Annotated in this window: 27 protein-coding genes; 10 read left to right on the top strand and 17 right to left on the bottom strand. The window is 64.8% G+C overall.

Annotated features, from left to right (window positions below):
• Positions 1–18: 18 nt before the first annotated feature.
• The 6 genes from AC0L3C_RS05175 to AC0L3C_RS05150 form a co-directional block, all read right to left on the bottom strand.
• On the bottom strand, positions 19–933 hold the full coding sequence (locus tag AC0L3C_RS05175; RefSeq protein ID WP_473407332.1) for a PhzF family phenazine biosynthesis protein: 915 nt from the start codon (positions 931–933) through the stop codon (positions 19–21).
• Between the two features lie 199 nt (positions 934–1132).
• On the bottom strand, positions 1133–2440 hold the full coding sequence (locus tag AC0L3C_RS05170) for an adenylate/guanylate cyclase domain-containing protein (RefSeq protein WP_473407331.1): 1308 nt from the start codon (positions 2438–2440) through the stop codon (positions 1133–1135).
• 31 nt (positions 2441–2471) lie between these two features.
• Positions 2472–3635, bottom strand: coding sequence for an ABC transporter permease (locus tag AC0L3C_RS05165; RefSeq protein WP_007611973.1), 1164 nt, complete (start codon positions 3633–3635; stop codon positions 2472–2474).
• The gene (locus tag AC0L3C_RS05160) at positions 3632–4564 is read right to left on the bottom strand and encodes an ABC transporter ATP-binding protein (RefSeq protein WP_473258966.1); all 933 of its coding nucleotides are present in this window, start codon (positions 4562–4564) and stop codon (positions 3632–3634) included. The genes AC0L3C_RS05165 and AC0L3C_RS05160 overlap by 4 nt, the downstream gene beginning before the upstream one ends.
• Complete coding sequence (locus AC0L3C_RS05155; protein WP_473407330.1) at positions 4561–5349, bottom strand: HlyD family secretion protein; 789 nt, start codon at positions 5347–5349, stop codon at positions 4561–4563. Before AC0L3C_RS05155 ends, AC0L3C_RS05160 begins: the two co-directional genes overlap by 4 nt.
• Entirely contained in the window at positions 5346–6041 is a 696-nt protein-coding gene (locus AC0L3C_RS05150) for a TetR/AcrR family transcriptional regulator (protein ID WP_473407329.1), read from the bottom strand. Before AC0L3C_RS05150 ends, AC0L3C_RS05155 begins: the two co-directional genes overlap by 4 nt.
• A gap of 107 nt (positions 6042–6148) precedes the next feature.
• Here AC0L3C_RS05150 and AC0L3C_RS05145 point away from each other — a divergent pair, with 107 nt between their 5' ends.
• The 3 genes from AC0L3C_RS05145 to AC0L3C_RS05135 are packed head-to-tail and all read left to right on the top strand — an operon-like array spanning position 6149 to position 7371.
• Positions 6149–6484 carry an ArsR/SmtB family transcription factor gene (locus AC0L3C_RS05145; protein WP_473407328.1) on the top strand — a complete coding sequence of 112 codons (336 nt, stop codon included), beginning with the start codon at positions 6149–6151 and terminating at the stop codon, positions 6482–6484.
• A complete protein-coding gene (locus AC0L3C_RS05140) occupies positions 6481–6945 on the top strand; it encodes an SRPBCC family protein (protein WP_007611987.1) in 465 nt (154 codons plus the stop codon). Before AC0L3C_RS05145 ends, AC0L3C_RS05140 begins: the two co-directional genes overlap by 4 nt.
• A 12-nt stretch (positions 6946–6957) precedes the next feature.
• The gene (locus AC0L3C_RS05135; protein ID WP_473407327.1) at positions 6958–7371 is read left to right on the top strand and encodes a GFA family protein; all 414 of its coding nucleotides are present in this window, start codon (positions 6958–6960) and stop codon (positions 7369–7371) included.
• A gap of 159 nt (positions 7372–7530) precedes the next feature.
• Here the strand turns inward: AC0L3C_RS05135 and AC0L3C_RS05130 are convergent, their stop codons facing one another.
• From AC0L3C_RS05130 to AC0L3C_RS05085, 10 genes are all read right to left on the bottom strand, one after another.
• Positions 7531–7941, bottom strand: a complete 411-nt coding sequence (locus AC0L3C_RS05130; protein WP_473258976.1) for a DUF2000 family protein — start codon at positions 7939–7941, stop codon at positions 7531–7533.
• A gap of 63 nt (positions 7942–8004) precedes the next feature.
• Complete coding sequence (locus tag AC0L3C_RS05125; RefSeq protein ID WP_007611990.1) at positions 8005–8394, bottom strand: DUF4189 domain-containing protein; 390 nt, start codon at positions 8392–8394, stop codon at positions 8005–8007.
• Positions 8395–8556: 162 nt separating this feature from the next.
• A complete protein-coding gene (locus tag AC0L3C_RS05120) occupies positions 8557–10161 on the bottom strand; it encodes an NTP transferase domain-containing protein (protein ID WP_473407326.1) in 1605 nt (534 codons plus the stop codon).
• Positions 10158–10859, bottom strand: coding sequence for an XdhC family protein (locus AC0L3C_RS05115; protein ID WP_473258980.1), 702 nt, complete (start codon positions 10857–10859; stop codon positions 10158–10160). Before AC0L3C_RS05115 ends, AC0L3C_RS05120 begins: the two co-directional genes overlap by 4 nt.
• A 2-nt stretch (positions 10860–10861) precedes the next feature.
• Positions 10862–11185, bottom strand: coding sequence for an XdhC family protein (locus tag AC0L3C_RS05110; RefSeq protein WP_007602422.1), 324 nt, complete (start codon positions 11183–11185; stop codon positions 10862–10864).
• A gap of 9 nt (positions 11186–11194) precedes the next feature.
• Positions 11195–12397 (bottom strand): vWA domain-containing protein, encoded by a 1203-nt coding sequence (locus AC0L3C_RS05105; protein WP_473258983.1) that lies wholly within the window; start codon positions 12395–12397, stop codon positions 11195–11197.
• Between the two features lie 121 nt (positions 12398–12518).
• Positions 12519–13454 carry an AAA family ATPase gene (locus tag AC0L3C_RS05100; RefSeq protein ID WP_247287225.1) on the bottom strand — a complete coding sequence of 312 codons (936 nt, stop codon included), beginning with the start codon at positions 13452–13454 and terminating at the stop codon, positions 12519–12521.
• A gap of 62 nt (positions 13455–13516) precedes the next feature.
• Complete coding sequence (locus AC0L3C_RS05095) at positions 13517–14323, bottom strand: FAD binding domain-containing protein (RefSeq protein WP_473279606.1); 807 nt, start codon at positions 14321–14323, stop codon at positions 13517–13519.
• 33 nt (positions 14324–14356) lie between these two features.
• Positions 14357–14842 (bottom strand): (2Fe-2S)-binding protein, encoded by a 486-nt coding sequence (locus AC0L3C_RS05090; RefSeq protein WP_007602418.1) that lies wholly within the window; start codon positions 14840–14842, stop codon positions 14357–14359.
• 164 nt (positions 14843–15006) lie between these two features.
• Positions 15007–15453 carry an SRPBCC family protein gene (locus tag AC0L3C_RS05085; protein ID WP_007602417.1) on the bottom strand — a complete coding sequence of 149 codons (447 nt, stop codon included), beginning with the start codon at positions 15451–15453 and terminating at the stop codon, positions 15007–15009.
• Between the two features lie 181 nt (positions 15454–15634).
• On the opposite strand from AC0L3C_RS05085, the gene AC0L3C_RS05080 reads away from it, so the two are divergent.
• The 3 genes from AC0L3C_RS05080 (at position 15635) to AC0L3C_RS05070 (ending at position 18309) form a co-directional block, all read left to right on the top strand.
• Positions 15635–16990 (top strand): 3-carboxy-cis,cis-muconate cycloisomerase, encoded by a 1356-nt coding sequence (locus AC0L3C_RS05080; RefSeq protein ID WP_473407325.1) that lies wholly within the window; start codon positions 15635–15637, stop codon positions 16988–16990.
• 36 nt (positions 16991–17026) lie between these two features.
• Complete coding sequence (gene pcaD, locus AC0L3C_RS05075) at positions 17027–17809, top strand: 3-oxoadipate enol-lactonase (RefSeq protein ID WP_473407324.1); 783 nt, start codon at positions 17027–17029, stop codon at positions 17807–17809.
• Between the two features lie 107 nt (positions 17810–17916).
• Positions 17917–18309 (top strand): carboxymuconolactone decarboxylase family protein, encoded by a 393-nt coding sequence (locus tag AC0L3C_RS05070; RefSeq protein ID WP_247444501.1) that lies wholly within the window; start codon positions 17917–17919, stop codon positions 18307–18309.
• On the opposite strand, the gene AC0L3C_RS05065 is transcribed toward AC0L3C_RS05070, so the two are convergent.
• On the bottom strand, positions 18271–18807 hold the full coding sequence (locus tag AC0L3C_RS05065) for a hypothetical protein (RefSeq protein WP_473407323.1): 537 nt from the start codon (positions 18805–18807) through the stop codon (positions 18271–18273). The genes AC0L3C_RS05070 and AC0L3C_RS05065 overlap by 39 nt on opposite strands.
• 344 nt (positions 18808–19151) lie before the next feature.
• Here AC0L3C_RS05065 and AC0L3C_RS05060 point away from each other — a divergent pair, with 344 nt between their 5' ends.
• From AC0L3C_RS05060 to AC0L3C_RS05045, 4 genes are read left to right on the top strand one after another with little or no spacing between them, the layout of a single operon-like run.
• Positions 19152–20069, top strand: a complete 918-nt coding sequence (locus tag AC0L3C_RS05060) for an ABC transporter permease subunit (RefSeq protein ID WP_007602412.1) — start codon at positions 19152–19154, stop codon at positions 20067–20069.
• 11 nt (positions 20070–20080) lie between these two features.
• Entirely contained in the window at positions 20081–21400 is a 1320-nt protein-coding gene (livM, locus tag AC0L3C_RS05055; RefSeq protein ID WP_473279601.1) for a high-affinity branched-chain amino acid ABC transporter permease LivM, read from the top strand.
• Positions 21397–22230, top strand: coding sequence for an ABC transporter ATP-binding protein (locus AC0L3C_RS05050; RefSeq protein ID WP_473258998.1), 834 nt, complete (start codon positions 21397–21399; stop codon positions 22228–22230). Before livM ends, AC0L3C_RS05050 begins: the two co-directional genes overlap by 4 nt.
• Positions 22227–22967, top strand: a complete 741-nt coding sequence (locus tag AC0L3C_RS05045; RefSeq protein ID WP_473279599.1) for an ABC transporter ATP-binding protein — start codon at positions 22227–22229, stop codon at positions 22965–22967. The genes AC0L3C_RS05050 and AC0L3C_RS05045 overlap by 4 nt, the downstream gene beginning before the upstream one ends.
• Positions 22968–23072: the final 105 nt, after the last annotated feature.

The following is a 23072-nucleotide window of genomic DNA, read 5'->3' as shown; positions in this document are numbered from 1 at the left end:
CTAGCCGGGAATAGAGAGCTACCCTTCTCCCGCCAGCTTAAACGTCCCTTCCATCATCTGCACGCATTGCCCGCCGACATGGGCCGAGACGATCTTGCCGTCCTGCTTGCGCACGCGCGTCTGGAGGATACTCGGGCGCCCCATGTCAAAGCCCTGGCCGACCGTGAGCTTCAACTCGCCGTCGCGCCTCGGATCGAGATCGGCGAACAGCGCGGCGGCCGCGACCGTTGCGCTCCCGGTGGCGGGGTCTTCGGCGAGGCCGCTGGCGCCGCGCATGAACATCCGCGCCTGCCGCTCGCAAGGCGCCTCCGCCGCGGGCACATCGCGCGTATAGAACCACGCCGCGAACGCGCCGTCGCACGGAAATACCTTGCCGAATGCCGCCGCGTCGGACCTCGCCCGTTTGAGCGCATCGCGCGAGTGCACCTCAATCACCAGAAACGGCGTTCCAACGCTGACGACCTGTGGAGCGTGACAGTCGACCCTAATGTCGTCTGCACTGAGTGAGATGCAGCTCGCGGCATCAGCGGCAGACAATTGCGACAGGCGGGTCAGAGGCTGCGGCGCGGTGAGCTCGGTGCTGATCACGCGCCCCTGCTCTCGCGAGATATCGACCGGCACCAGCCCCGCCTTCTCCTCGAACCGGAGACGCGGTTTCGGCTCCTTCGCGATCGAGGCCAGCACGAAGGCGGTGCCGACATTGGGATGGCCAGCGAAAGGAAGCTCCCTGACAGGCGTGAAGATGCGCACCTCGGCATCATTCGCCTTGTCGCGCGGCGGCAGCACGAAGGTCGTCTCGGAATAGTTGAACTCGGTCGCGATCGACTGCATTTGCGTGGTCGACAACCCGCCGGCATCGAGCACCACGGCGAGCTGGTTGCCGCCGAAGGCGCGGTCGGTGAACACGTCGACGGTGATGTAGCGGCGCTGCATCTTTCACTTCCTCATGCAAGGCGCGGCCGCAACCGGCCGCATCGCGCGCCAGTCTACAAGCCGATGACATCGCGCGTCATGCCCCAATATTCGGTGCAATCGGAGCAATCGCGCTGACGGGTTCGAAGCCCAGAAGCGGCTTCCACAATGCAAGACCTGAAAGCTAGCAGAGATAGTTCTTCACGCGCTTCACCGCGCGTTATCCCAATTGAAACACCGCAACCTTCTGCTCATAGCCGCGCACCTCGACCTCGCCGAGCGCGACGGCATCGCTGCCGTCCTCGCCCAGCGCCTCGCGGACGGCCGCCGAGATCAGGAGCTGCGAGCCGAACTCCTTGTTCAGCGCCTCCAGCCGGGAGGCGAAGTTCACGGTGTCTCCGATCACGGTGTACTCCTTGCGCCGGGGCGAGCCGATATTGCCAGCGACGACCTCGCCGAAATGGATGCCGATGCCGATCTTGAGCGGCCAGCTCGTCTGCGCATTGATGCGCTCCATCGCGGTCAGCATCTCGCGGCCCGCGGCAACCGCGCGGTGCGCGGCGTCGGAGGTCTCGAGCGGCGCACCGAACAGGGCGAGAAAGCCGTCGCCCAAAAACTTGTTCACGATGCCGCCCTCGCGGTCGAGAATGTCGACCAGCACGGCGAAGGCGCCGTCGAGCCGGTCGACCACCTCCTGCGGGGAGCGCGACTGCGCGCCGGCGGTGAAGCCGCGGAAATCGACGAACATCACGGCGACGCGGCGTAGGTCGCCGGCGGCGCTCGTCCCCGCCGCCATCAGCCGCTCGACCACCTGCGGCGAAACGTGCTGGCCGAACAGGTTGGTCACCCGGTCGCGCGCGGTCGCAGCCGCAATGCTCGCGGCGAACTGGCGGCGGAGCTGCGCACCGACCGCGCCTGCAAGCACGCCGCAGATCAGGATGATGGTGCTTCGTACCGCGTGAAAATAGATCTGCGGCTCGCCGCTCCCGCTGGCAGGATCGAAGATCAGCGCCACGGCGAACAGCTCGGCCGCGGCGACAAAACCGGTGAAGGTGGAGAGCCAGAAGTCCAGCCGCAGGGTCGAGAGGATGACGAAGATGAAATAGATCAGTGGCACCGCGAAGCCCAGCGCCTGATTCGCGCCCATGGTCCGGATCTGGAGGATCAGGATCACCGTGGGTACCGAGGTTTCGATCAGCGCGCCGATATAGCGCCTGACAACCGGCAGATCGCGATCTAGCTTGAGGTTCTTCCTGATCTGGGTGTGGACCCAGACCTCGAACAGGATGAAGCCGACGAGCAGGCCGTAGACCTCGGCCAGCCCTTCGGTGCCGCGCCAGACCCGGCCGACGACGGCGGGATCGACCAGGTTGATCGCAGTGAGGAACAGCATCATGACGCAGCCCGTCATGATCAGCGCCCTCACCCGCAACAGCTCGGTCCGCAGCACCTCCCGCGTCAGCTCGCGCTCGAAGTCCTCGGACATCACGGCGTGTTGCCGGGCCTTCCTGCTCGCAAAACTGACCATTCCGCCCCCTTGATTCCAGGGGCATCTTGCCTCAATCCAGCGTGCGGCGGAAGCGCGTCACGGCGATGGTCATGGCGAGCAGCATCAGGACAGCCAGGGCCAACGCATCGAAACGCAAATTTTGCATGCTCGCGCCCTTCAGCATGATGGCGCGGACGATGCGCAGATAATGCGTCAGTGGCAGGCACTCACCGACATATTGCGCCCAGGCCGGCATCCCGGCAAACGGGAACATGAAGCCGGACAGCAAGATGCTCGGCAGGAAGAACATCATCGACATCTGCATCGCCTGGAGCTGGTTCTGCACCAGCGTCGAGATCGTGTACCCGATCGCCAGGTTGGTCGTGATGAACAGCGTCGACAGCAGCGCCAGCAGGAACAGATTGCCGAGCACCGGCACGCCGAACAGGCCGACCCCGATGCCGATGATGAGGAACGCCTGCACGAACCCGACCAGCACGTAGGGAATGATCTTGCCGAACATCACCTCGACCGGCTTGATCGGCATCGACAGCAGGGCCTCCATCGTGCCGCGCTCGACCTCGCGCGTGACCGAGAGCGCGGTGAAGATCAGCATGGTCATGGTGAGGATGGTACCGACCAGGCCCGGCACGATGTTGAGACTCGACGCGGCGGCGGGGTTGTAGCGGGCATGCGCGCGGATCTCGAACGGCATCTCCGGAGGATCGCCGATGTAGAGATCGTGTTTGAGCGCGGTCTGCACGACCATGCCGAGCGAGCCGATCGCCGCGCTCGCCGCCACTGGATCGGTGGCGTCAGCCGCGACCAGCAGCGCCGGCTTGTCGCCGCGCCGTACCGCCCGCTCGAAGCCGCGCGGGATCTCGACGCCGAACAGAACCTTGCCGGATTTCAGGAGATTGTCGAAATCCTCGACGTCGTGCACTTCGTAGAGAAAGCGGAAATAGGCGGTGTTCTCCAGCGCCTTCAGGATCGAGCGTGCGAGATCGGAGTCCTCCTGGAGCAGCACCGCGCTCGGCAGATTGTGCGGCGTGGTGTTGATGGCGTAGCCGAACAAGAGCAGCTGCATCACCGGCAGCATCACGATCATCGCAAACGACACCCGGTCCCGCCTGAGCTGGATGAACTCCTTGATCAGCATCGCATAGGAGCGCCTCCAGAAGCCGAAGCGCTCCCGGATCGCGTGCCGTGGTTCGGGACGATCGACGGCGGTCATTGGAAATTGTCCTTGGAACGGCCCATCAACTCGATGAACACATCTTCCAGTGACGGCGACGATTTGTGCCAGTGCAGCCCGCTTTTCTCGCACCATGGTGCGATGCTGGCTTCGAGCGCGGCGACCTCGCGGCCGGAGACGTGCAGCGACGTGCCGAACGGCGCCACCATGTCGATTCCCGGCTTGCCGGTGAGCGCAGCCGCGAGCTCGTTCAGGTCCTCGCCCGTCACGGTGTAGGTCGTCAGCGCGGATTTCGCGATCACCTCCTCCACGGTGCCGTGCACGAGCAGATGGCCATAGGCGATATAAGCGATCTCGTGACAGCGCTCGGCCTCGTCCATGTAGTGGGTCGAGACCAGCACGGTGAGACCGTCCGCCGCCAGTGCATGAATCTCGTTCCAGAAATCGCGCCGCGCTTTGGGATCGACGCCGGCGGTCGGCTCGTCGAGCAGCAGCAGTTTTGGACTGGGCAATGTGCAGGCACCTAGCGCCAACCGCTGCTTCCAGCCGCCGGAGAGTTCGCCCGCGAGCTGTTCCTCGCGCCCCGAGAGCCCGATCCGCTTGATCATGTCGCGCGCGGCGCCGCGCGCATCGGCAAGACCATAGAGCCGCGCGACGAATTCGAGATTCTCGCGCACCGACAGGTCCTGATAGAGGCTGAAGCGCTGGGTCATGTAACCGACCTGGCGCTTGATTTTTTCGGCGTCCTTCAGGATGTCGTAGCCGAGACAGGTGCCCTCGCCACTATCGGGCGTGAGCAGGCCGCAGAGGATGCGGATGGTGGTGGTCTTGCCGGAGCCGTTCGGGCCCAGGAAGCCGTAGATCGAGCCTCGCTTCACCTGCATCGACAAATCGTGCACGACCTCGCGGCCGCCGAACGACTTGGTCAGGCCCTTGACGTCGATCGCGATGCCATTGCCGCCGCTCATCGTTTATCCGCCACCGGAGTTTTTGGATTGAGATGGACGTCGATGGGTTGTCCAACGCGCAGCGCATCGGGGCGCGACGGCCGCGCCTGGATCAGATAGACGAGCTTGTTGCGCTCCTCGAGGCTGTAGATGACAGGCGGGGTGTATTCGGCCGAAGTCGCGATGAAGTAGATCTTTGCCGTGAGATCGGCGGCGCAATTGTCGCACGCGATCCGCACCGTATCGCCGATCGCAAGCTTCGGCAGCTCGGTCTCCGGCACGAAGAAGCGCAGCTTCATGTTGCCGGGCGGCATGATCGAGAGCACGGGCCGCTGCGCCGCCACCATCTCGCCCTCGCGAAAATAGATCTGCTGGATGGTACCGGCCACGGGCGCAAAGCCCTTGCGCCGTGCCATCCGCGTCTCCGAGGTCGCCACACGCGCCTCCGCGACGCGCAAGGCGGAGACGGCCGAGTCGAGATTGGCCTGCGTGCCCGAGCCGGTCTTGCTCAGCGAGGCCGCGCGGTCATAGGTTTGCTGCGCATTCGCCAGCGTCGCCTTGTTCTGGTTGAGGTCGGCAAGCTGGAGATCGTCGTCGACGGAATAGAGGTGATCGCCGACCTTGACCTCATCGCCCTCGCGGATGTTCAGCTTCGTCACGCGGCCGGCCTCGTCCGGACTGACGAAGATCATGTCAGCCTCGACCCAGCCCTGGAAGCCGGGCTCACGCTTGTCCTTGCAGCCGGCAAGGCCGCTCGCGAGGACCGCGATCAATGCGAATACAGAAATTGCTTGCGACGACCTCATGTCGTGCTCCGTTCACCAAAAATCAAATCGAGATGAACGCGCAGCATGTCCTGCGCGTCGAGCGGCGCGTGCCGCGCAAACAGGCTCTGCCAGATCACCGCGATCATCGCGGGCGCGACCAGGATCTGCGGATAGTGCGCCAGGTTCTTCTGGCGGATCTCGCCGCGGGCAATACCGAGCTCGATCAGGGCGCGCATGGCGGCGATGCCGCGCGAGACGACCTCGCGGTAGTAAAAATCGGCCACGGAGGGAAAGCGCGGCCCTTCGGCCACGATCAGACGCACGAGATCGCCGCGCCGCGTGCCGATGACCTCCTTCAGGAAGTTGCTGGCAAACGTCTCGACGAGATCGCGCACCGAGCCCGCCGGCGGCGGCAATGCCGTCAACCGCGTCACGACAGGCACGATCACCGTCCGCACCAGCTCCTCGAACATCGATTCCTTGTCCTTGAAGTGCAGGTAGATGGTGCCCTTGGCCACACCCGCGCGCTTGGCGATGTCGTCGAGCCGCGTCGCGGCAAAGCCGCGCGCGATGAACTCCTCCATCGCAGCATCCACGATGGCCGCACGGCGTTCCGCCGCGCGCGTGGCGCGGCTCGGTGTGGGCGCCGCGTCGTTGCCAGCGCCTGCAGAGGCCTTTGCGTTGGCGCGAGCTGCGGGCGGCGTGGCGGCTTTGATGGGCTTTCTGGTCATCTTTAAATAATGACTGACCGGTCAGTCATAGTCAAGACAGCACTGCGGACCCATCCAGCCAACAAATTAGTATTGACTAATTAATTAGCGCATACTAATCTAATCTAATGATCGCAGCCGCTCCAAATCCCGTGACCACCGTGATGCGCGCCCTCGCCGATCCGACACGGCGCGCCGTGTTCGAGCGCGTCTTCGAGAGCAAGGAGATCAGCGTCGCCGAGCTCACGCGCGGAAGTGGCGTGACGCAAGGTGCGATCTCGCAACATTTGAAGTCCCTCAAGCAGGCCGGCCTCGTCGCCGAGCGTGCCGAGGGCCGCAACGTCTATTACCGTGCCGCGCCGCAAGGCCTCGAACCGCTGGTCTCCTGGATGGACCATTACGGCGTGTTCTGGCGCGAGCGCTTCCAGAACCTGCGTGACCTCTTGAAGGAGATCGATCCGTGAGTGCTGTCGAATTGAAAGCCGAGACAAAAGACATCGTCCTCGACGAGGTGCTCCCTCACGCACCGGAGACGATCTGGAAGGCGCTGACCAGCGCCCAGCTGATCGCGCGCTGGCTGATGCCGCCGACCGGTTTCGAGGCCGTCGAAGGCAACACTTTCACCTACCAGACCACGCCGGGCGGCGCATGGGATGGCGTCATCCATTGCCGCGTCTTGGAGGTCATGCCGAACCGCCGCCTCGTCTACGCTTGGAAGGGCGGGGATGAGCGCAACACCGGGTACGGCGCGCCACTCGACACTGTCGTGACGTGGTCCCTCACCCCGGTCGAGGCCGGCACGCGGATCCGTCTGGTTCATGCGGGCTTCGTCATACCCAGGAACGAGTCGGCCTACACGGGGATGAGCGGCGGCTGGAAGAAGGTCGTCCGCCAGCTCGATGAGATCAGCGGCGAAGACAAGTAAGGAGTTATCGCAATGACCAAGCCGTTTACCGGCGGCTGCGCCTGCGGCGCGATCCGCTATTCGATCGCCAGTGAGCCCCTGTTCAGCAATCACTGCCAGTGCCGGGACTACCAGCGCGAAAGCGGTAGCGGCCACGGCTCGTACATGACCTTCGCGCGCGCCGGCGTCACCGTGACGGGCGAAGCGAAGCACTGGGAGATGGTCGGCGACAGCGGCAACGTGAAAACACGCGGTTTCTGCGCCCACTGCGGCTTGCCTGTTTATCTGACCTTCGCGGCCATGCCCGACATCTTCACCATCCGCGCCGCAAGCCTCGACGAACCCGCCCGGTACGAGCCGCAAGTAGTGACTTACGCCGCACGCGGACATGCCTGGGATCGCCTCGACCCGGACCTTCCGAAGTTCGCGGGCATGCCGCCGGGGTGATAGCTGCCGCGCAAACGGTGCGCTCCCTCCCCCGCTTGCGGAGGGTTGGGGAGAGGGTGTCGTCGCAGCGGGACAATCCCCAAGCGGAGAGAGCCCTCACCCGCGCCTTCGGCGCGACCTCTCCCGCAAGCGGGAGAGGTGAAACAAAAAGCACCTGCCTCAACTATGAAACTTCAACCCGTCGACGATCTTATCGATCACCTTGCGCTCGGCGCGCACAGCGAGACCGACGAGGTTGAGATCGGCCCGCGCCACCGCCCTCACCGCTTCGCGATTGGCGGCATCATGTGTGGTCTTGAACATGTCCTCGGTATAGACCGCCGGCTTGACGTTGCGCGTCAGAGCCCGATCGAGCGCGCGCGTCAATGCGGAACCGTCGGCACCATAGATCAGGATGGGCTGGCCGATGAGCGCGTGATAGTTCGTGCCCGACGCGTCTTCATAGGGTTCGCCAATGCAATCGGGAAACGCAGCCGCGATGCCGCTGGTGAGGAAGGCCGCGACGTTGAGCTTCTGCCAGGTTTGAAGATCGGTGCGGATCACGATGGCGATCTTGGTATCGAACTGCATGCAACTCCTCGACTGTCATTCCGGATTCGATGCTACGCACCATCCGGATGACTGCAACAGGAATCAACCCTTCGCGTCGCAGGCCCAGGCGCGGATCACGCATTCCTTGCCGCCGTATTTGTAGCATTCGCGCGTGGCGGCATTGAGCGTGGCCGAGATCTTCGGCTTGACGGCATAGCCGTAGGCGCCGCAGGGATTGGAAAGATCGACCGACATCGCGGCGCAGGCGCGCTTCATCGTCACGGTCGTGCAGTCGCCCTTGCATTGCTTCTGCGCCGCCGCGCGCGCTTCGTGCTCGGCGCCATAATCGAAGGCCTGACCATAGGCACCGCACTTGCCGACCGCAAATGCACCGGCGGCATGTGCGTCCGTGATGTGGCGAGCGCCCGCGACGCAGACGGACAGCGCAAAGAAAAACATCGCGCAACGGCGCGCGACGACGTTCGAAGCCATGGAAAAGCCCCTTCCCCCAAGGCAGGTGAAGTGGACTGTAAGCGCCGGTCGTTTCCAGATGGTGAACGGGGCGTTGAAATTGAGGCGTGCCACCAATTTCGGATCGCAGTCTGGGCAATGGTGGGCATGGCGCTACGCGCCTTAGTCCACCCTAGGTCAGCGTCATCCCCGCCGTGCCGCTTCTAGCGCCTGCGGTGTGTCGATGTCGAGGAAGGCGCTCTCGCCGTCGACCGGCACTTCGGCGACCGCCTCGGTGTGCTTCGCGATCAAGTGACGCGCGCCGACATCGCCGTCGAGCGTCATCAACTCCTTGAAGAAGCGGCGCGACCACAGCACGGGATTGCCGCGGCGGCCCTCGCTGACCGGCACGACGATGAGATTGCCGCGGTCCGGTGCGAACGCGTCGATGAGACGGTCGATCAGACCGGCATCGATCAGCGGCATGTCGCCGAGGCACACCACAGCGCCGTCGGACGTCTCGGGCACGGCCGCAATGCCGGCCTTGACCGAGCTTGCGATGCCGCCGGCGAAATCCGGATTCCGAGCGAAACGCACCTTCAGGCCTTGCAAGGCTTGCTCGATCAGCTCGGTCTGGTGGCCGGTGACGACGATCACCTCGGACGCCTTGGAGGCCAGCGCCTGCTCGGTCGCAATCCGCACCAGCTTCTTGCCGTCGAGCTCGGCGAGAAGCTTGTTCGGTCCGCCCATCCGGGTCGAGCGGCCTGCTGCGAGCACGATGACCACGACCTGTCTGTTGTCCTCGATCTCCGGTTTTGCGCGCGGCTGCGGGCGCGTGACGATCTCCATCAGGAGGCCGCCGACCCCCATGCCCATCAGCTCGGACCGCGTCACCTTGATGCCGGCCAGGAGCCGCATCAGCACCCAGTCAAAGCCGTTCTCGACCGGCGAGCGCGCGCAGCCGGGCGCGCCCAGCACCGGCACGGTGCCGGCCCGGGCGATCAGCAGCAGATTGCCGGGATCGACCGGCATGCCGAAATGCTCGATCTCGCCGCCGATGCCGGTCACGGCCGCCGGGATCACGTCGCGGCGGTCGGCGATCGCGGATGCCCCGAACACGATCACGAGCTCGGCGCCAAGTCCCAGCAATTCCTTGATCGCAGCCGACAGCGCCTGCTCCTCATGCGGGACCCGCCGCTCGGCGATGATGGCGGCGCCGGCTGGCGCAAGCCGCTCGGCGGTGACGCGCAGGGTCTTGTCGATCACTTTGGAGGACAGGCCGGGCAGCAGGGTCGAGACCACGCCGACACGCTTGATGACGTAAGGCGCGATCTTCAGAACGTCGCGGCCCGCGGCCTTCACCGCGGCATCACGCAAATTTCCTTCGACGCCGAACGGGATGATTTTGACGGTGCCGACCATCTCGCCCTCGACCACCGGCTTGAAGGCGGAGAGCGTGGCAAAGGTTATGGCCTCGTCGATATTGTTGATGCGGTCAACCGCGGCGCGATCGATCACCAGCACGCCGGGGCGCGCGGCGAACAAATTGGCGCGACCGGTGAAGGCGCGCTCGACATGGATGCCATCGCCGCCGACGGCAAGCGCGATGCTGGCGGCAGCGATGTCCTCGGAGACATCGCCCTCCTCCATCCGCACCACCACGACGTCCTTGATGCCGGCGCGCTCCAGCGCCGCGACCTCGGTGGGCCCGATCGTCGTGCCCTTCTTCAGCACCAGCGGACCCTGGCGCAGGGTGTGGACGGTCACCCCGCCGATCGCATCCCTGGGGCTCGCCGGGCCGAACTTCATGCGGCTTCTTCTTTTTCTTTGGGCGGCAGGCGAAGCACCGCCGTGATCTCGGCCATGATCGACACCGCGATCTCGGACGGCGAGACCGCGCCGATCGCAAGCCCGATCGGCGCGTGGATGCGCGCGATGTCAGCCTCCTTGGCGCCCTGGGCCCGCAGCCGGTCGCCGCGCTTGGCGTGCGTCTTCCGCGATCCGAGCGCGCCGACATAGAAGCAGTTACGTTCGAAGGCGTGCAGCAGCGCGGGGTCGTCGATCTTCGGATCGTGCGTCACCGCGACGAAGGCCGTGTAGGCATCGACGTTGAGCGGAGGCAGCGCCGTGTCGGGCCATTCCGCGACCAGCGGGACGTCGGGGAAGCGCTCGGGGCTCGCAAAGGCCGTGCGCGGATCGACCACGGTGACGTCGTATCCGAGCGAGCGCGCCAGCGGTGCTAGGGCCTGGCTGATATGGACGGCGCCGACGATGACGAGCTTGGCGGTCGGCGCATAGACGTTGAGGAAGAGCTTCTTGCCGCCGGCTTCGACACTGGCGCTCTTGCCCATGCGAAGCTGCTTGTCGAGTTCGGCGCGCAGGGGATCCTTACCGAAGTCCTCGGCCTTCACCAGGCGCTGCTCGCCGCTTTCGGTGTCGGTCACCAGGATCACCGGGCGGCGGGCGGCGCGTTCGGCATTGAGTTCGTGCAGGATTGCGAGCTTCACGGCTAGCCGACCTTCTCGACGAAGACGCGGATGGTGCCGCCGCAGGACAGCCCAACATTCCAGGCAGTCTCGTCGGCAACGCCAAACTCCAGCATCCTGGGCTTGCCGCTCTGGATCACATCCATGGCCTCGGTGACCACGGCGCCCTCGACGCAGCCGCCGGAGACGGACCCCAGGAACGTGCCCTCGTCGTTGATGACGAGGCTCGAGCCTGCCGGGCGCGGTGCCGAGCCCCAAGTCTCCACCACTGTGGCGAGCGCGACGCCACGGCCGGCCTTCTGCCAGTCCTCCGCCGCCTTCAGAATATCCTCGTCGCGATCGAGCATGGCTACCTCTCAGGCTGCGGAGCGGATCAAGCTGCGGTGATGCGGCGGCAGCGGCCCGGAGAGCGTGATGATCAGCTCCTGGATCGAGCTCAAATTATGTACCGGGCGGAATTCGTCAACGTGCGGGAGCATCATTTTGATGCCCTGCGCCTTGGCCTCGAAGCCGCCGAACCGCAGCAGCGGGTTGAGCCAGATCAGCCGCCGGCAGGAACGGTGCAGCCGGTCCATCTCGAAGGCGAGCTTGGAATCGGCTTCCCGCTCCAGCCCGTCGGAGATCAGCAGCACGATGGCGCCCTGGCTCAGCACGCGCCGCGCCCACAATTTGTTGAAATTGTGCAGGGAGGCCGAGATCCGGGTGCCGCCGGCCCAGTCCTCGACCGAGGCCGAGCAGCTCGCCAGCGCCTCATCAGGGTCGCGCTGGCGGAGCGCCCGGGTCACGTTGGTGAGCCGGGTGCCGAACAGGAACACCGAGACACGCTTTCGCGCGTCCCCTATGGCATGCAGGAAATGCAGGAACAGGCGGGTGTACTCACTCATCGAACCCGAGATGTCGAGCAGCGCGACGATCGGCGCCGGTTTCTCGATCCGCCCGAGGCGATGGATGTCGATGATGTCGCCGCCGGTGCGCAACGAGGCACGCAGCGTGCGGCGGAGATCGAGGCGCAGGCCGCGGGAATCGGGCCGGTGCCGGCGCGTCAGAAGCTCGGCCTGCGGCAACCGCATTCGCTCCACGGCGCGGAGCGCTTCGGTGATCTCGGCCGCGCTCATCTGCGCAAAATCCTTCTTCTGAAGGATTTCCTTGTCCGAGACCGACAGGCGCAAATCCTGCTCCTGGTGCTGCGGCGTCTCCGTCATGCGCGGCTGCGACATCGCCTCCTGGACGCGGCGGGAGCCTGCCTGCGGCTTCTTCTTGGCCTGCTCCGGCAACGGCACCGAATCCAGCATGTGCTTCCACTCTTCCGAGGCGCGGAAGAACAGATTGAAGGCTTGCTTGAAGATCAGCGCATGCTCGTGGCGCTTGACGAAGATCGCCTCCAGTGTGGTGAAGACGTCGGCGCGTTTGCCGATGTCGATCACCTCAAGCGCGTTCATAGCATCGATGACCGCACCCGGCCCGACCGGCATGCCCGCCGCGCGCAGCGCGCGGGCGAAGCCGACGATGTTGTCGGCGAATTGCTCGGTTTGCTCAGGCGCAAGGTGGTTGATGGCCATGGTCTGCTGTCTCTGCCGTCATTCCGGAGCACGCGAAGCGTGAACCCGGAATCCATTTATCCACAATCCCCGCCGCACAATGGATTCGGGCTCGCGACTTCGGCGTACCCGGAATGACAAGCTAGTCGCTCGTCGCGTCCTTCAGTACCTTCTGCAAAGTGTCGCCCTGCATCCGCGTGATGTCGTCCTGGTATTTGAGCAGCGCGCCCAGCGTGTCGCCAACCACTTGCGGGGTCAGCGAGCGGGCGTCGAGCTCCGACAGCGCGGTGGCCCAATCGATGGTCTCGGCGACGCCCGGCGACTTGTAGAAATCCTGATTGCGCAGTGCCTGGACGAAGCGCACGACCTGCTGCGACAATTTTGCGGAGATGCCCGGCACGCGCGACTTGACGATCGCGAGCTCGCGATCGGCGTCGGGATAATCGACCCAGTGATAGAGACAGCGACGCTTCAGCGCGTCATGGATCTCGCGGGTGCGGTTGGAGGTGATGATGACGATCGGCGGGCTCGGCGCCTTCACGGTGCCGAATTCGGGGATCGTCACCTGGAAGTCGCTGAGGATTTCGAGCAGATACGCTTCGAACGCCTCGTCGGCGCGGTCGAGCTCGTCGATCAGCAGCACCGGCGGCCCGGCGACGTCGGGCTCCAGCGCCTGGAGCAGCGGTCGCTTGATCATGTAGCGATCGGCGAAGATGTCGGACGACAATTGATCGCGATCGGTATCTCCGGCGGCTTCGGCCATGCGGATCGCGATCATCTGCGCGGCGCTATTCCACTCGTAGACCGCCGAGGAGACGTCGAGGCCTTCGTAACATTGCAGGCGAATCAGCTTCCGCCCCAGGGCCGCCGACAGCACCTTCGCGATCTCGGTCTTGCCGACGCCGGCCTCGCCTTCCAGAAACAGCGGCCGGCCCATGCGCAGCGACAGGTAGGTCACCGTGGCCAGCGATCGCTCGGCGAGATAGCCGCGCGAGGTCAGGAGTTCGAGCATTGAATCGACCGATGCCGGCAATACAACTGAAGTATTGGCACCGGACGTATTGGCCGCTGAGGTCATGAAAAAGCCAGTCTCGCTACGCCCTCACGGGGGACAAGTTTGGGCCGATGCGTGAGGATCACTCACTCCTTGGCGTTGGCGGCGTCGAGGGCACGCCGCGTCAGCACGCCGATGAGGTGCGCGCGGTATTCGGCGCTGCCATGGATATCGCTGTTGAGGCCGTCCGCCGGCACCTCGATGCCGTCAAGCGCCTTCGCGGCGAAGCGCTTCTTCAGAGCTTCCTCGAATGCGGTGACACGGAACACGCCTTCGGAGCCGGCGCCGGTGACCGCGACCCGCACGTCGGAGGGACGCCGCGCCACGAACACGCCGACCAGCGCGTAACGCGAGGCCTGATTGCGGAACTTGATATAGGCCGCCTTCTTCGGCAGCGGGAACATCACCTTGGTGATGATCTCGTCGGCTTCGAGCGCCGTCGTGAACAGGCCCTGGAAAAACTCTTCCGCCTTGAGGCGGCGCTTGTTGGTCACGATGGTGGCGCCCAGCGCCAGCACGGCAGCCGGATAGTCCGCGGTCGGGTCGTTGTTGGCGAGCGAGCCGCCGATCGTGCCCTTGTGACGCACGGCGGGATCGCCGATCTGGCCGGCAAGGTTCGCGAGCGCCGGGATCGCCTCGCCGACGATGGCCGAGGTTGCGACCTCGGCATGCCTGGCGGTGGCACCGATCACGAGCGCGCGGCCCTTCATCTCGATCGTGTTGAGCCCATCGATATGGGAGAGGTCGACCAGATGCGGCGGGCTGGCGAGCCGCTGTTTCATGACGGGAATCAGCGTGTGGCCGCCGGCGATCACCTTGGCGTCTTCGTTCTTCACCAGGAGATTGGCAGCCTGCCGAACGGTCCCGGGGCGATGGTATTTGAAATCGTACATCTGAATGTCCTGATCGCAGAGTGCGCGCGCGGTTTACGCGAGATCGGATTTCGCCATCGCCTTGGCGCCGGCGGAGATCGAGGTGACGATGTTCTGGTAGCCGGTGCAGCGGCAGAGATTGCCTTCCAGCTCCTCGCGGATGGTGTGGTCGTCGAGCTCGTTGCCCTTGCGATGGACGATGTCGATCGCGGTCATGATCATGCCCGGCGTGCAGAAGCCGCACTGCAGGCCGTGGTGTTCGCGGAAGGCCTCTTGCATCGGGTGCAGCGGCGCGCCGTCGGCGGCCAGGCCCTCGATCGTCTTGACCTCGTGGCCGTCGGCCATCACGGCGAGCGTGGTGCAGGACTTCACGGCCTTGCCGTCCAGATGCACGACGCAGGCGCCGCACTGCGAGGTGTCGCAGCCGACATGGGTGCCGGTGAGCCGCAGATTCTCGCGCAGGAACTGCACCAGCAGGGTGCGGGGATCGACATTGGCCGTGACAGGATTGCCGTTCACGATGAGGGAGATTTTTGCCATAAGCACTCTCTATCAGCGCCCCGACGGGTCCCGTCGAAGCGGTTCTTATAATTATTCCAACCCATCATATGGGCCATTATGCCCCGGGGCAACATCACCCGGAATGCAAGGCGCCATGACAAAACGCGATATGCCGGAAGGCGCAATGCTTGAGGTATCGGCCTTCAGCCCTGTACCGCCTTGGCGAAGTTCGCGAAAAATTCGTCGGCCAGTTTCTTGGCGGCGCCGTTGATCAGGCGCTGGCCGAGCTGCGCCAACTTGCCGCCGATCTGCGCCTCGACCTCGTAGGACAAAAGCGTGCCGCCGTCCTTCTCCGCAAGCTTGACCACGGCGCCACCCTTCGCGAAGCCGGCCACCCCGCCCTCGCCTTCGCCGGAGATCTTGTAGCCGTTCGGCGGGTCGAGATCGGACAGCGTAACCTTGCCCTTGAAGCGCGCCGACACCGGGCCGACCTTCATTTTCGCCGTCGCACGAAAGCCGCCATCCTCGGTCTTCTCCAACTCCTCGCAGCCGGGGATGCAGGCCTTCAGCACCTCGGCATCGTTGAGCTTGGCCCACACGGCCTCGCGCGGCGCCGCAAGCTGGACTTCGCCGTTCATCGTCATGGCCATTGGGTGCCTCCCGGGATACCGAACTATCGCGCAACTATAGTGCTGCTCAAGTACCGCAGGGAGGCGGCAAAAGAAAGGGTGGCCCCTGGTCACGTGCAATGCATATTCGCAACTGCAAAAAGCTTGCGCCGCCGGTTTGGGATTGGCACAGGCGGGCCATGGTGGTTAGGTCCCGCACAATATGAGCACATCCCTCTCCCCCCTGCTCGCGCCGATGCTGTCGAGCGTGGCCATGCGCGCGGTCTGCGACGACCGGTCGACCCTCCAGAACATGCTCGATTTCGAGGCAGCCCTGGCCCGAGCCGAGGCGGCAACGGGTGTGATTCCCGCGTCAGCGGTGGGCCCGATCGAAGCCGCGTGCAAGGCCGATACCTTCGACACGGCTGCGCTGGCGGAGGCCGCGACACGATCCGGCAATCTCGCGATCCCCCTGGTCAAGACGCTGACCGCCAATGTCGGCAAGGCCGACGCCGAGGCCGCCCGCTACGTGCATTGGGGCGCGACCAGCCAGGACGTCATCGACACCGCGACCATGCTCACGCTTCGCGCCGGCATCGATGCATTGGACGCCGATCTCAGCCGCGCCATCAAGGGCTTTGCCGCGCTGGCACGAGCCCACCGCAACACGGCAATGGTGGCGCGGACCTGGCTCCAGCACGCGCTGCCGATGCCGTTCGGGCTGAAGGCCGCCGAATACGCCGCAAGCCTTGCCCGCGCCCGCTGCCGCTTGAGGCGGCTCTCCCGCGAGGGCCTCGCACTGCAATTCGGCGGTGCGGTCGGCACGCTCGCCGCGCTCGGCGACAAGGGGCTCGCGGTCGCCGAGCGATTGGCGCAGGAGCTCAACCTGCCGCTGCCAGAAGCCCCCTGGCACACCCACCGCGACCGCATCGCGGAAGCCGCGTCGAGCTTTGCGATTCTCGCCGGAAGCTGCGGCAAGATCGCGCGCGACGTCTCGCTGCTGATGCAGACCGACGTGGCCGAGGCGTTCGAGCCTGCCGGCGAAGGCCGCGGCGGCTCCTCGACCATGCCGCACAAGCGCAACCCTGTGGCCGCAGCAAGCGCCCTGGGCTGCGCAACCATGGCACCCCAGCTCGCCGCGACTATTTTTGCCGCACAGGTGCAGGACCATGAGCGCAGCGCCGGCCCGTGGCACGCGGAATGGCCGACGCTGCCGCAATTGATGCTGGTCACCTCCGGTGCCCTCGCGGCGATCGTCGATATCGCCGAGGGCCTCGATGTCGATGCGGCGCGCATGCGCAGCAATCTCGATGCGACGCACGGCCTGATCATGGCGGAAGCGGTCACCTTTGCGCTAGCCGAGACGATCGGCAAGAGCGATGCGCATCATCTCGTTGAAGCCGCGAGCAAGCGCGCGGTCGCCGAGAAGAAGCATCTGCGGGAAGTGTTGTTGGTTGATTCGCAGGTCACCGCGCATCTTACGGCACAGAAAATTGCGGCGTTGTTCGAACCGATGGCCTATCAAGGCGCTTCCCAAACCCTGATCGACCGCCTGCTCGACAGCCTCGAACGCGAATGAAGCAGTCCTGAGCGCAAATAAAACGGAGACGCCCGCATGCCCATGATCGATGCCGACGGTTGCCTGATCAACGTCTCCGTCGAGGGCCGCGACGGCGGGCCGACGCTGATGCTCTCGAACTCGCTCGGCTGCACGCTGCAGATGTGGGAGCCGCAGATGAAGGCACTGACGCAGATATTCCGCGTCATCCGCTACGACCGCCGCGGACACGGCAAGTCCAATGTTCCGCCCGGCCCCTATACGATGGAGCGCTTCGGCCGCGACGTGCTGGCGATCCTCGACGACCTCAATATCGAGAAAGTGCACTGGTGCGGCCTGTCGATGGGCGGCATGGTCGGGCAATGGCTCGGCGCGAACGCGCCGGAGCGCTTCGGCAAGCTCATCCTCGCCAACACCTCCTGCTACTATGCCGAGCCGACCAAATGGCTGGAGCGCATCGACGCCGTGAAGAAGGGCGGCATCGCCGCCGTCGCCGATGCCGTTATTGCCGGCTGGCTCACCCAGGATTTCCGCGAGCGCGCGCCCGACATCACCGCCAGGATGAAGGCGATGCTGCTGGCCTCGCCGGTCGAAGGCTATCTCGCCTGCTGCGAAGCGCTGTCGACGCTCGACCAGCGCGCGCTGCTGCCGAAGATCAAGAGCCCGACGCTGGTGATCGCCGGCCGCCACGACATGGCGACGCCGATTTCGGCGGGTGAATTGATCCGCTCAAACATTCCCGGCGCGAGCATGACCATCATCGACGCCGCCCACATTTCCAATGTCGAGCAGCCACACGCGTTCACCGACGCGGTCGTGGGCTTTTTGACGCAACGCTGATTTCATAACGCCGTCATTGCGAGCGCAGCGAAGCAATCCAGAATCCCTCCGCGGCCACACTCTGGATTGTTTCGCTACGCTCGCAATGACGGAGTGGAGGATAGAGAATGGACGACCAGAAACGCCGCGACGCCGGCATGAACGTGCGCCGAAAAGTGCTGGGCAATGCCTGGGTCGACAAGTCGATCGCGGGTCGCAATGCATTCAACACCGATTTCCAGGACATGATCACCCGCTACGCCTGGGGCGAGATATGGACGCGGCCGCATTTCGACGAGCGCACGCGGCGCGTGCTGGTGATCGGCACCATGGTTGCGCTTGGCCAATGGGACGAATTCCGCCTGCATGTGCGCGCGGCCCTCGCTGAGGGTGGCTTCACGCCCGACGACATCAAGGAAATCCTGCTGCAGCAGGCGATCTATTGCGGCGTGCCGGCGACGAACCACGCCGTCAAGGAAGCCTCAGCGATTGTGCAGGAGCTCGGCCTGCTCAAGACCTAGCGGCGGGGTGGCCTCGACGGGCTGCTGAACGATCTTGGGCGCAGCCACGGGCCGTTCGATCACCACCACGATGGCGGCACCGAGCAAGATCAGGAGCTCGGTGGCGTGCAGCCGCAGCGCGGCCATCTCGCCGACCTTCGAAGCCATGATCATACTCGCAAACGAGATCAGGCTACCGATCGCAAGCGCGATGCCGAGCGCTTCGTCGCTGCCGCCGTTCTTGCGGATGCGGGGGATGCAGAGCAGCGCAAGGTAGATCGCAAAGAACGCCACCACCGTCAGTCGCCCCAGTGCCAGCAGCCAGGCGGCGCGGACCGTGTCCATCCCCGCCATCTGGAGATGGTCGCTGAGGAAAAGCGCCACTGCGACGCTCGGCCGCTCATAGAGGCCGTGCACCGGCGCCACCATGATGTTGAAGGCAACGAGGGTCCAGGCCGGGATGAAATAGGCTGCCAGAAGTGCGCCATTGACCGAACCGATCCGCCAGTTTCCGAACATGCCGCTTCCCGCTTCGTTTGGCCCGCGCCTTCGATGGAAGGCCTTGCCGGGAGCTAACTCGCATCAGACTGTGGCGGCAATTTAAACCCTTTGTTTACCTTAACTGCCTCTCGACAGGCATCCCATTGGGCGCTGGTGGAACTGGTTCCGCCCCTTGCATGGGAACCGGAGGCCCAAATGATCTCTGTAAAAGCCTTGATGCGGAGGCGGGGCCGGTTGCAGCCGCCAGTTCCCTCCTGTTACAAAAACGAGAATGCTTAAGGGCTGCCGGGGCCCGAGAAGAAACCAGCACTCTCTCTCGAAGAGCTTCCTTTGAGCCGCGTCAGATTTGGGTACGGCAGCCTATGGATTATTTCGCCCAGCAGCTCATCAACGGCCTCGTGCTCGGCTCGATCTACGGGCTGATCGCGATCGGCTACACGATGGTCTATGGCATCGTCGGCATGATCAACTTCGCCCATGGCGATGTCTTCATGATCGGCGGCTTCATCGCGCTGATCACCTTCCTTCTCCTGGTCTCGACCGGCCTGACTGCGGTCCCGGTGATCCTTTTGATCGTGATCCTGGTCTCGATGGCGGTCACCGCCCTGTATGGCTGGACCATCGAGCGCATCGCCTACCGTCCGCTGCGCCACTCCTTCCGTCTGGCGCCGATGCTGTCGGCGATCGGCATGTCCTTCGTGCTGACCAACTATTCGCAGGTGGCGCAAGGCGCACGGGTGAAGCCAGTGCCGCCAGTGATCACCGGCGGATATACGCTGCACGAGAGCGCCGATGGCTTCGTCATCCAGCTCTCCAACATCCAGATCGTGGTGGTCATCACCACCATCGTGCTGCTGGCGATCTTCACCTGGCTGGTGTCGCGCACACGGCTCGGGCGCGACATGCGCGCCTGCGAGCAGGACCAGACCATGGCGGCGCTGCTCGGCGTCAACGTCGACCGCACCATCTCCATGACCTTCGTGATTGGCGCTGCGCTCGCCGCAGTGGCCGGCCTGATGTACCTGCTCTACTACGGCCTGGTCGATTTCTTCATGGGCTTCGTCGCCGGCATCAAGGCGTTCACGGCGGCCGTGCTCGGCGGCATCGGCTCGCTGCCCGGCGCCATGCTCGGGGGGCTCGCGATCGGGCTGATCGAGACGTTCTGGTCGGCCTATTTCTCGGTCGAGTACAAGGACGTCGCCGCGTTCTCGATCCTGATCGTCGTGCTGATCTTCATGCCGACCGGCCTGCTCGGCCGCCCCGAAGTCGAAAAAGTCTGACGGTCGCGCGCGTGAAAACTCCCTCGAGCAATACGGCCAAAGCTGCATCGGGCATCCCCGCTCTCCTGAAGACCGCCTGCGTCAACGCCCTGATCGCGCTGGTGCTGTTCTCGCTGATGGTCGGCGTCCGCACCGAAGCCGGTTCCGACGGTCAGCTCACCTATTGGACGCGCTTCGGCGAGGTCGCCTCCCTCGTCGCCGCGGTATTCGGCGGCTCGATCGTGCTCGAGCTGCTCAAGCAATGGATCGGCCCGACCGGCGCCGAGAAGCTGGTGCCCCCGGCGCTGCAGAGCGGAATGTCGTTCCTCGGCCGCTATCTCGCACCGGCGCTCCTGATCTTCACGCTGCTGGTGCCCGTGATCTTCTATGACCAGCGCTACATCCTCGACCTCGCAATTCTCGTGCTCACCTATGTGATGCTGGGCTGGGGATTGAACGTCGTGGTTGGCCTCGCCGGCCTGCTCGATCTCGGCTACGTCGCCTTCTATGCGGTCGGCGCCTATTCCTACGCGCTGCTTGCGACCAATTTCGGCTGGTCATTCTGGATCTGCCTGCCACTGGCGGGCGTCCTCGCCGCCTTCTGGGGCGTGCTGCTCGGGTTTCCCGTGCTGCGCCTGCGCGGCGACTATCTCGCCATCGTGACGCTCGCCTTCGGCGAGATCATCCGCCTCGTCATCATCAACTGGCAGGATCTGACCGGCGGGCCCAACGGCGTCTCCAGCATTCCCCGCCCCTCCTTCTTCGGCATCCCGCTCGACAATAGCGACAACGGGCTCGCCGCCAGGCTCGGCATCGAATATTCGCCGACCCACCGCATCGTCTTCCTGTTCTACCTGATCCTGGCGCTCGCGCTGCTCACCAACTGGGTGACGATCCGGCTGCGCCGCCTGCCCATCGGCCGCGCCTGGGAAGCCCTGCGTGAGGACGAGGTCGCCTGCCGCGCGCTCGGCATCAACACCACGACCACCAAGCTCACGGCATTCGCCACCGGTGCGATGTTCGGCGGCTTTGCCGGCGCGTTCTTCGCGACCCGCCAGGGCTTCATCAGTCCGGAATCCTTCACCTTCCAGGAATCGGCGCTGGTGCTCGCCATCGTCGTGCTTGGCGGCATGGGCTCGCAGCTTGGCGTCGCGCTCGCAGCGCTCGCCATGATCGGCGGTTTCGAGCTGTTCCGCAGCCTTGAGAGCTATCGCATGCTGGTGTTCGGCATGGCCATGGTGCTGATCATGATCTGGCGGCCGCGCGGCCTGATCGGCCATCGCGCGCCGACCGTGTATCTGACCAAGGCCCACGCGATCTCATCCGACCTCGTCAAGGAGGGACACGGATGAGCCGCGACCAGATTCTCGAGGTCGACCGGCTCACCATGCGCTTCGGCGGCATCGTCGCGGTGCAGGAGCTGTCGTTTGCTGCCGAGCGGAACAAGATCACCGCGCTGATCGGACCCAACGGCGCCGGTAAGACGACGGTGTTCAACTGCATCACCGGGTTCTACAAGCCGAGCGACGGCGCCATCCGCCTCAGCCATGACGACGGCAAGGTGATCGCGCTGGAGCGGCTGAACGATTTCCGCATCGCCAAGCAGGCCAAGGTCGCCCGCACCTTCCAGAACATCCGTCTGTTTCCCGGCATGACCGCGCTGGAAAACCTGATGGTGGCGCAGCACAACGCGCTGATGCGCGCCTCCGGCTTCACCTTGCTCGGGCTCATTGGCGCGCCTGTCTACCGCGACGCCGAGAAGCGCGCGATCGATCTCGCCACCGACTGGCTCAAGCGGGTCAATTTGCTCGATCGCGCCGACGATGCCGCCGGTAATTTTGCCTATGGCGACCAGCGACGACTCGAGATCGCACGCGCGATGTGCACCGAGCCCGCGCTCTTGTGCCTGGACGAACCCGCCGCCGGCCTCAATGCGCGCGAGAGTGCCGCCCTGAGCGAGCTGCTGCTGTCGATCCGCAACGAGCTCGGGACCTCGATCCTGCTGATCGAGCACGACATGTCTGTGGTGATGGAGATCTCCGACCATATCGTGGTGATGGACCACGGGGTGAAGATCTCTGAAGGCTCCCCGCGAGAGGTTCGCGACGACCCAAAGGTGATCGCCGCCTATCTCGGCACCGATGAGGAAGAGGCGGCGGCCGTGATGGAGGGCGGGTCGTGACCTCGCCCACTGCCCTGCTCGCGATCCGCAGCCTTCGCGCCGCCTACGGCAAGATCGAGGCGCTGAAGGGCGTCGACCTCGAGATCAATGCCGGCGAGATCGTGGCGCTGATCGGCGCCAACGGTGCCGGCAAGTCGACGCTGATGATGACGATCTTCGGCAAGCCCCGCGCCCGCGCCGGCCAGATCCTGTACGAAGGCCGCGACATCACCGAAGTGCCCACCCACGAGATCGCGCATTTGCGCATCGCGCAATCGCCGGAAGGCCGCCGCATCTTCCCGCGCATGAGCGTGGCGGAAAATCTCCAGATGGGGGCGGACGCCACCGAATGCACCGACGCCGAACGCGAGGCGACGCTACAACGCGTGTTCACGCTGTTTCCGCGGCTGAAGGAACGCTACGCCCAGCGTGGCGGAACCCTGTCCGGCGGCGAGCAGCAGATGCTGGCCATCGGCCGCGCACTGATGAGCCGTCCTCGCCTGCTCCTGCTCGACGAGCCCTCGCTCGGTCTGGCGCCGCTGATCGCGCGCCAGATTTTCGATGCGATCCGCACCCTGAACCGCCAGGACGGCCTGACCGTGCTGATCGTCGAGCAGAACGCCAACCATGCGCTCAAGCTCGCCCATCGCGGCTATGTCATGGTCAATGGCCTGATCACGCTGGCCGGGACCGGCGCCGAGTTGTTGCAGCGCCCCGAGATTCGCGCCGCCTACCTGGAAGGCGGCCGGCACGGCTGAGACCCCAACGGCGAACCCATGCTGCCGAATGTGGCGAGATATCTCTGCCGATGCCCGTATTTTGCCGGTGACTTCTCCTCGAATTCATTCAAGAATGGCGGCGGT

This window comes from Bradyrhizobium sp. WSM4872 (assembly GCF_055811715.1).
Note: the sequence above shows the minus strand (reverse complement) of the source record. Positions and strands in the feature narration are given on the sequence as shown.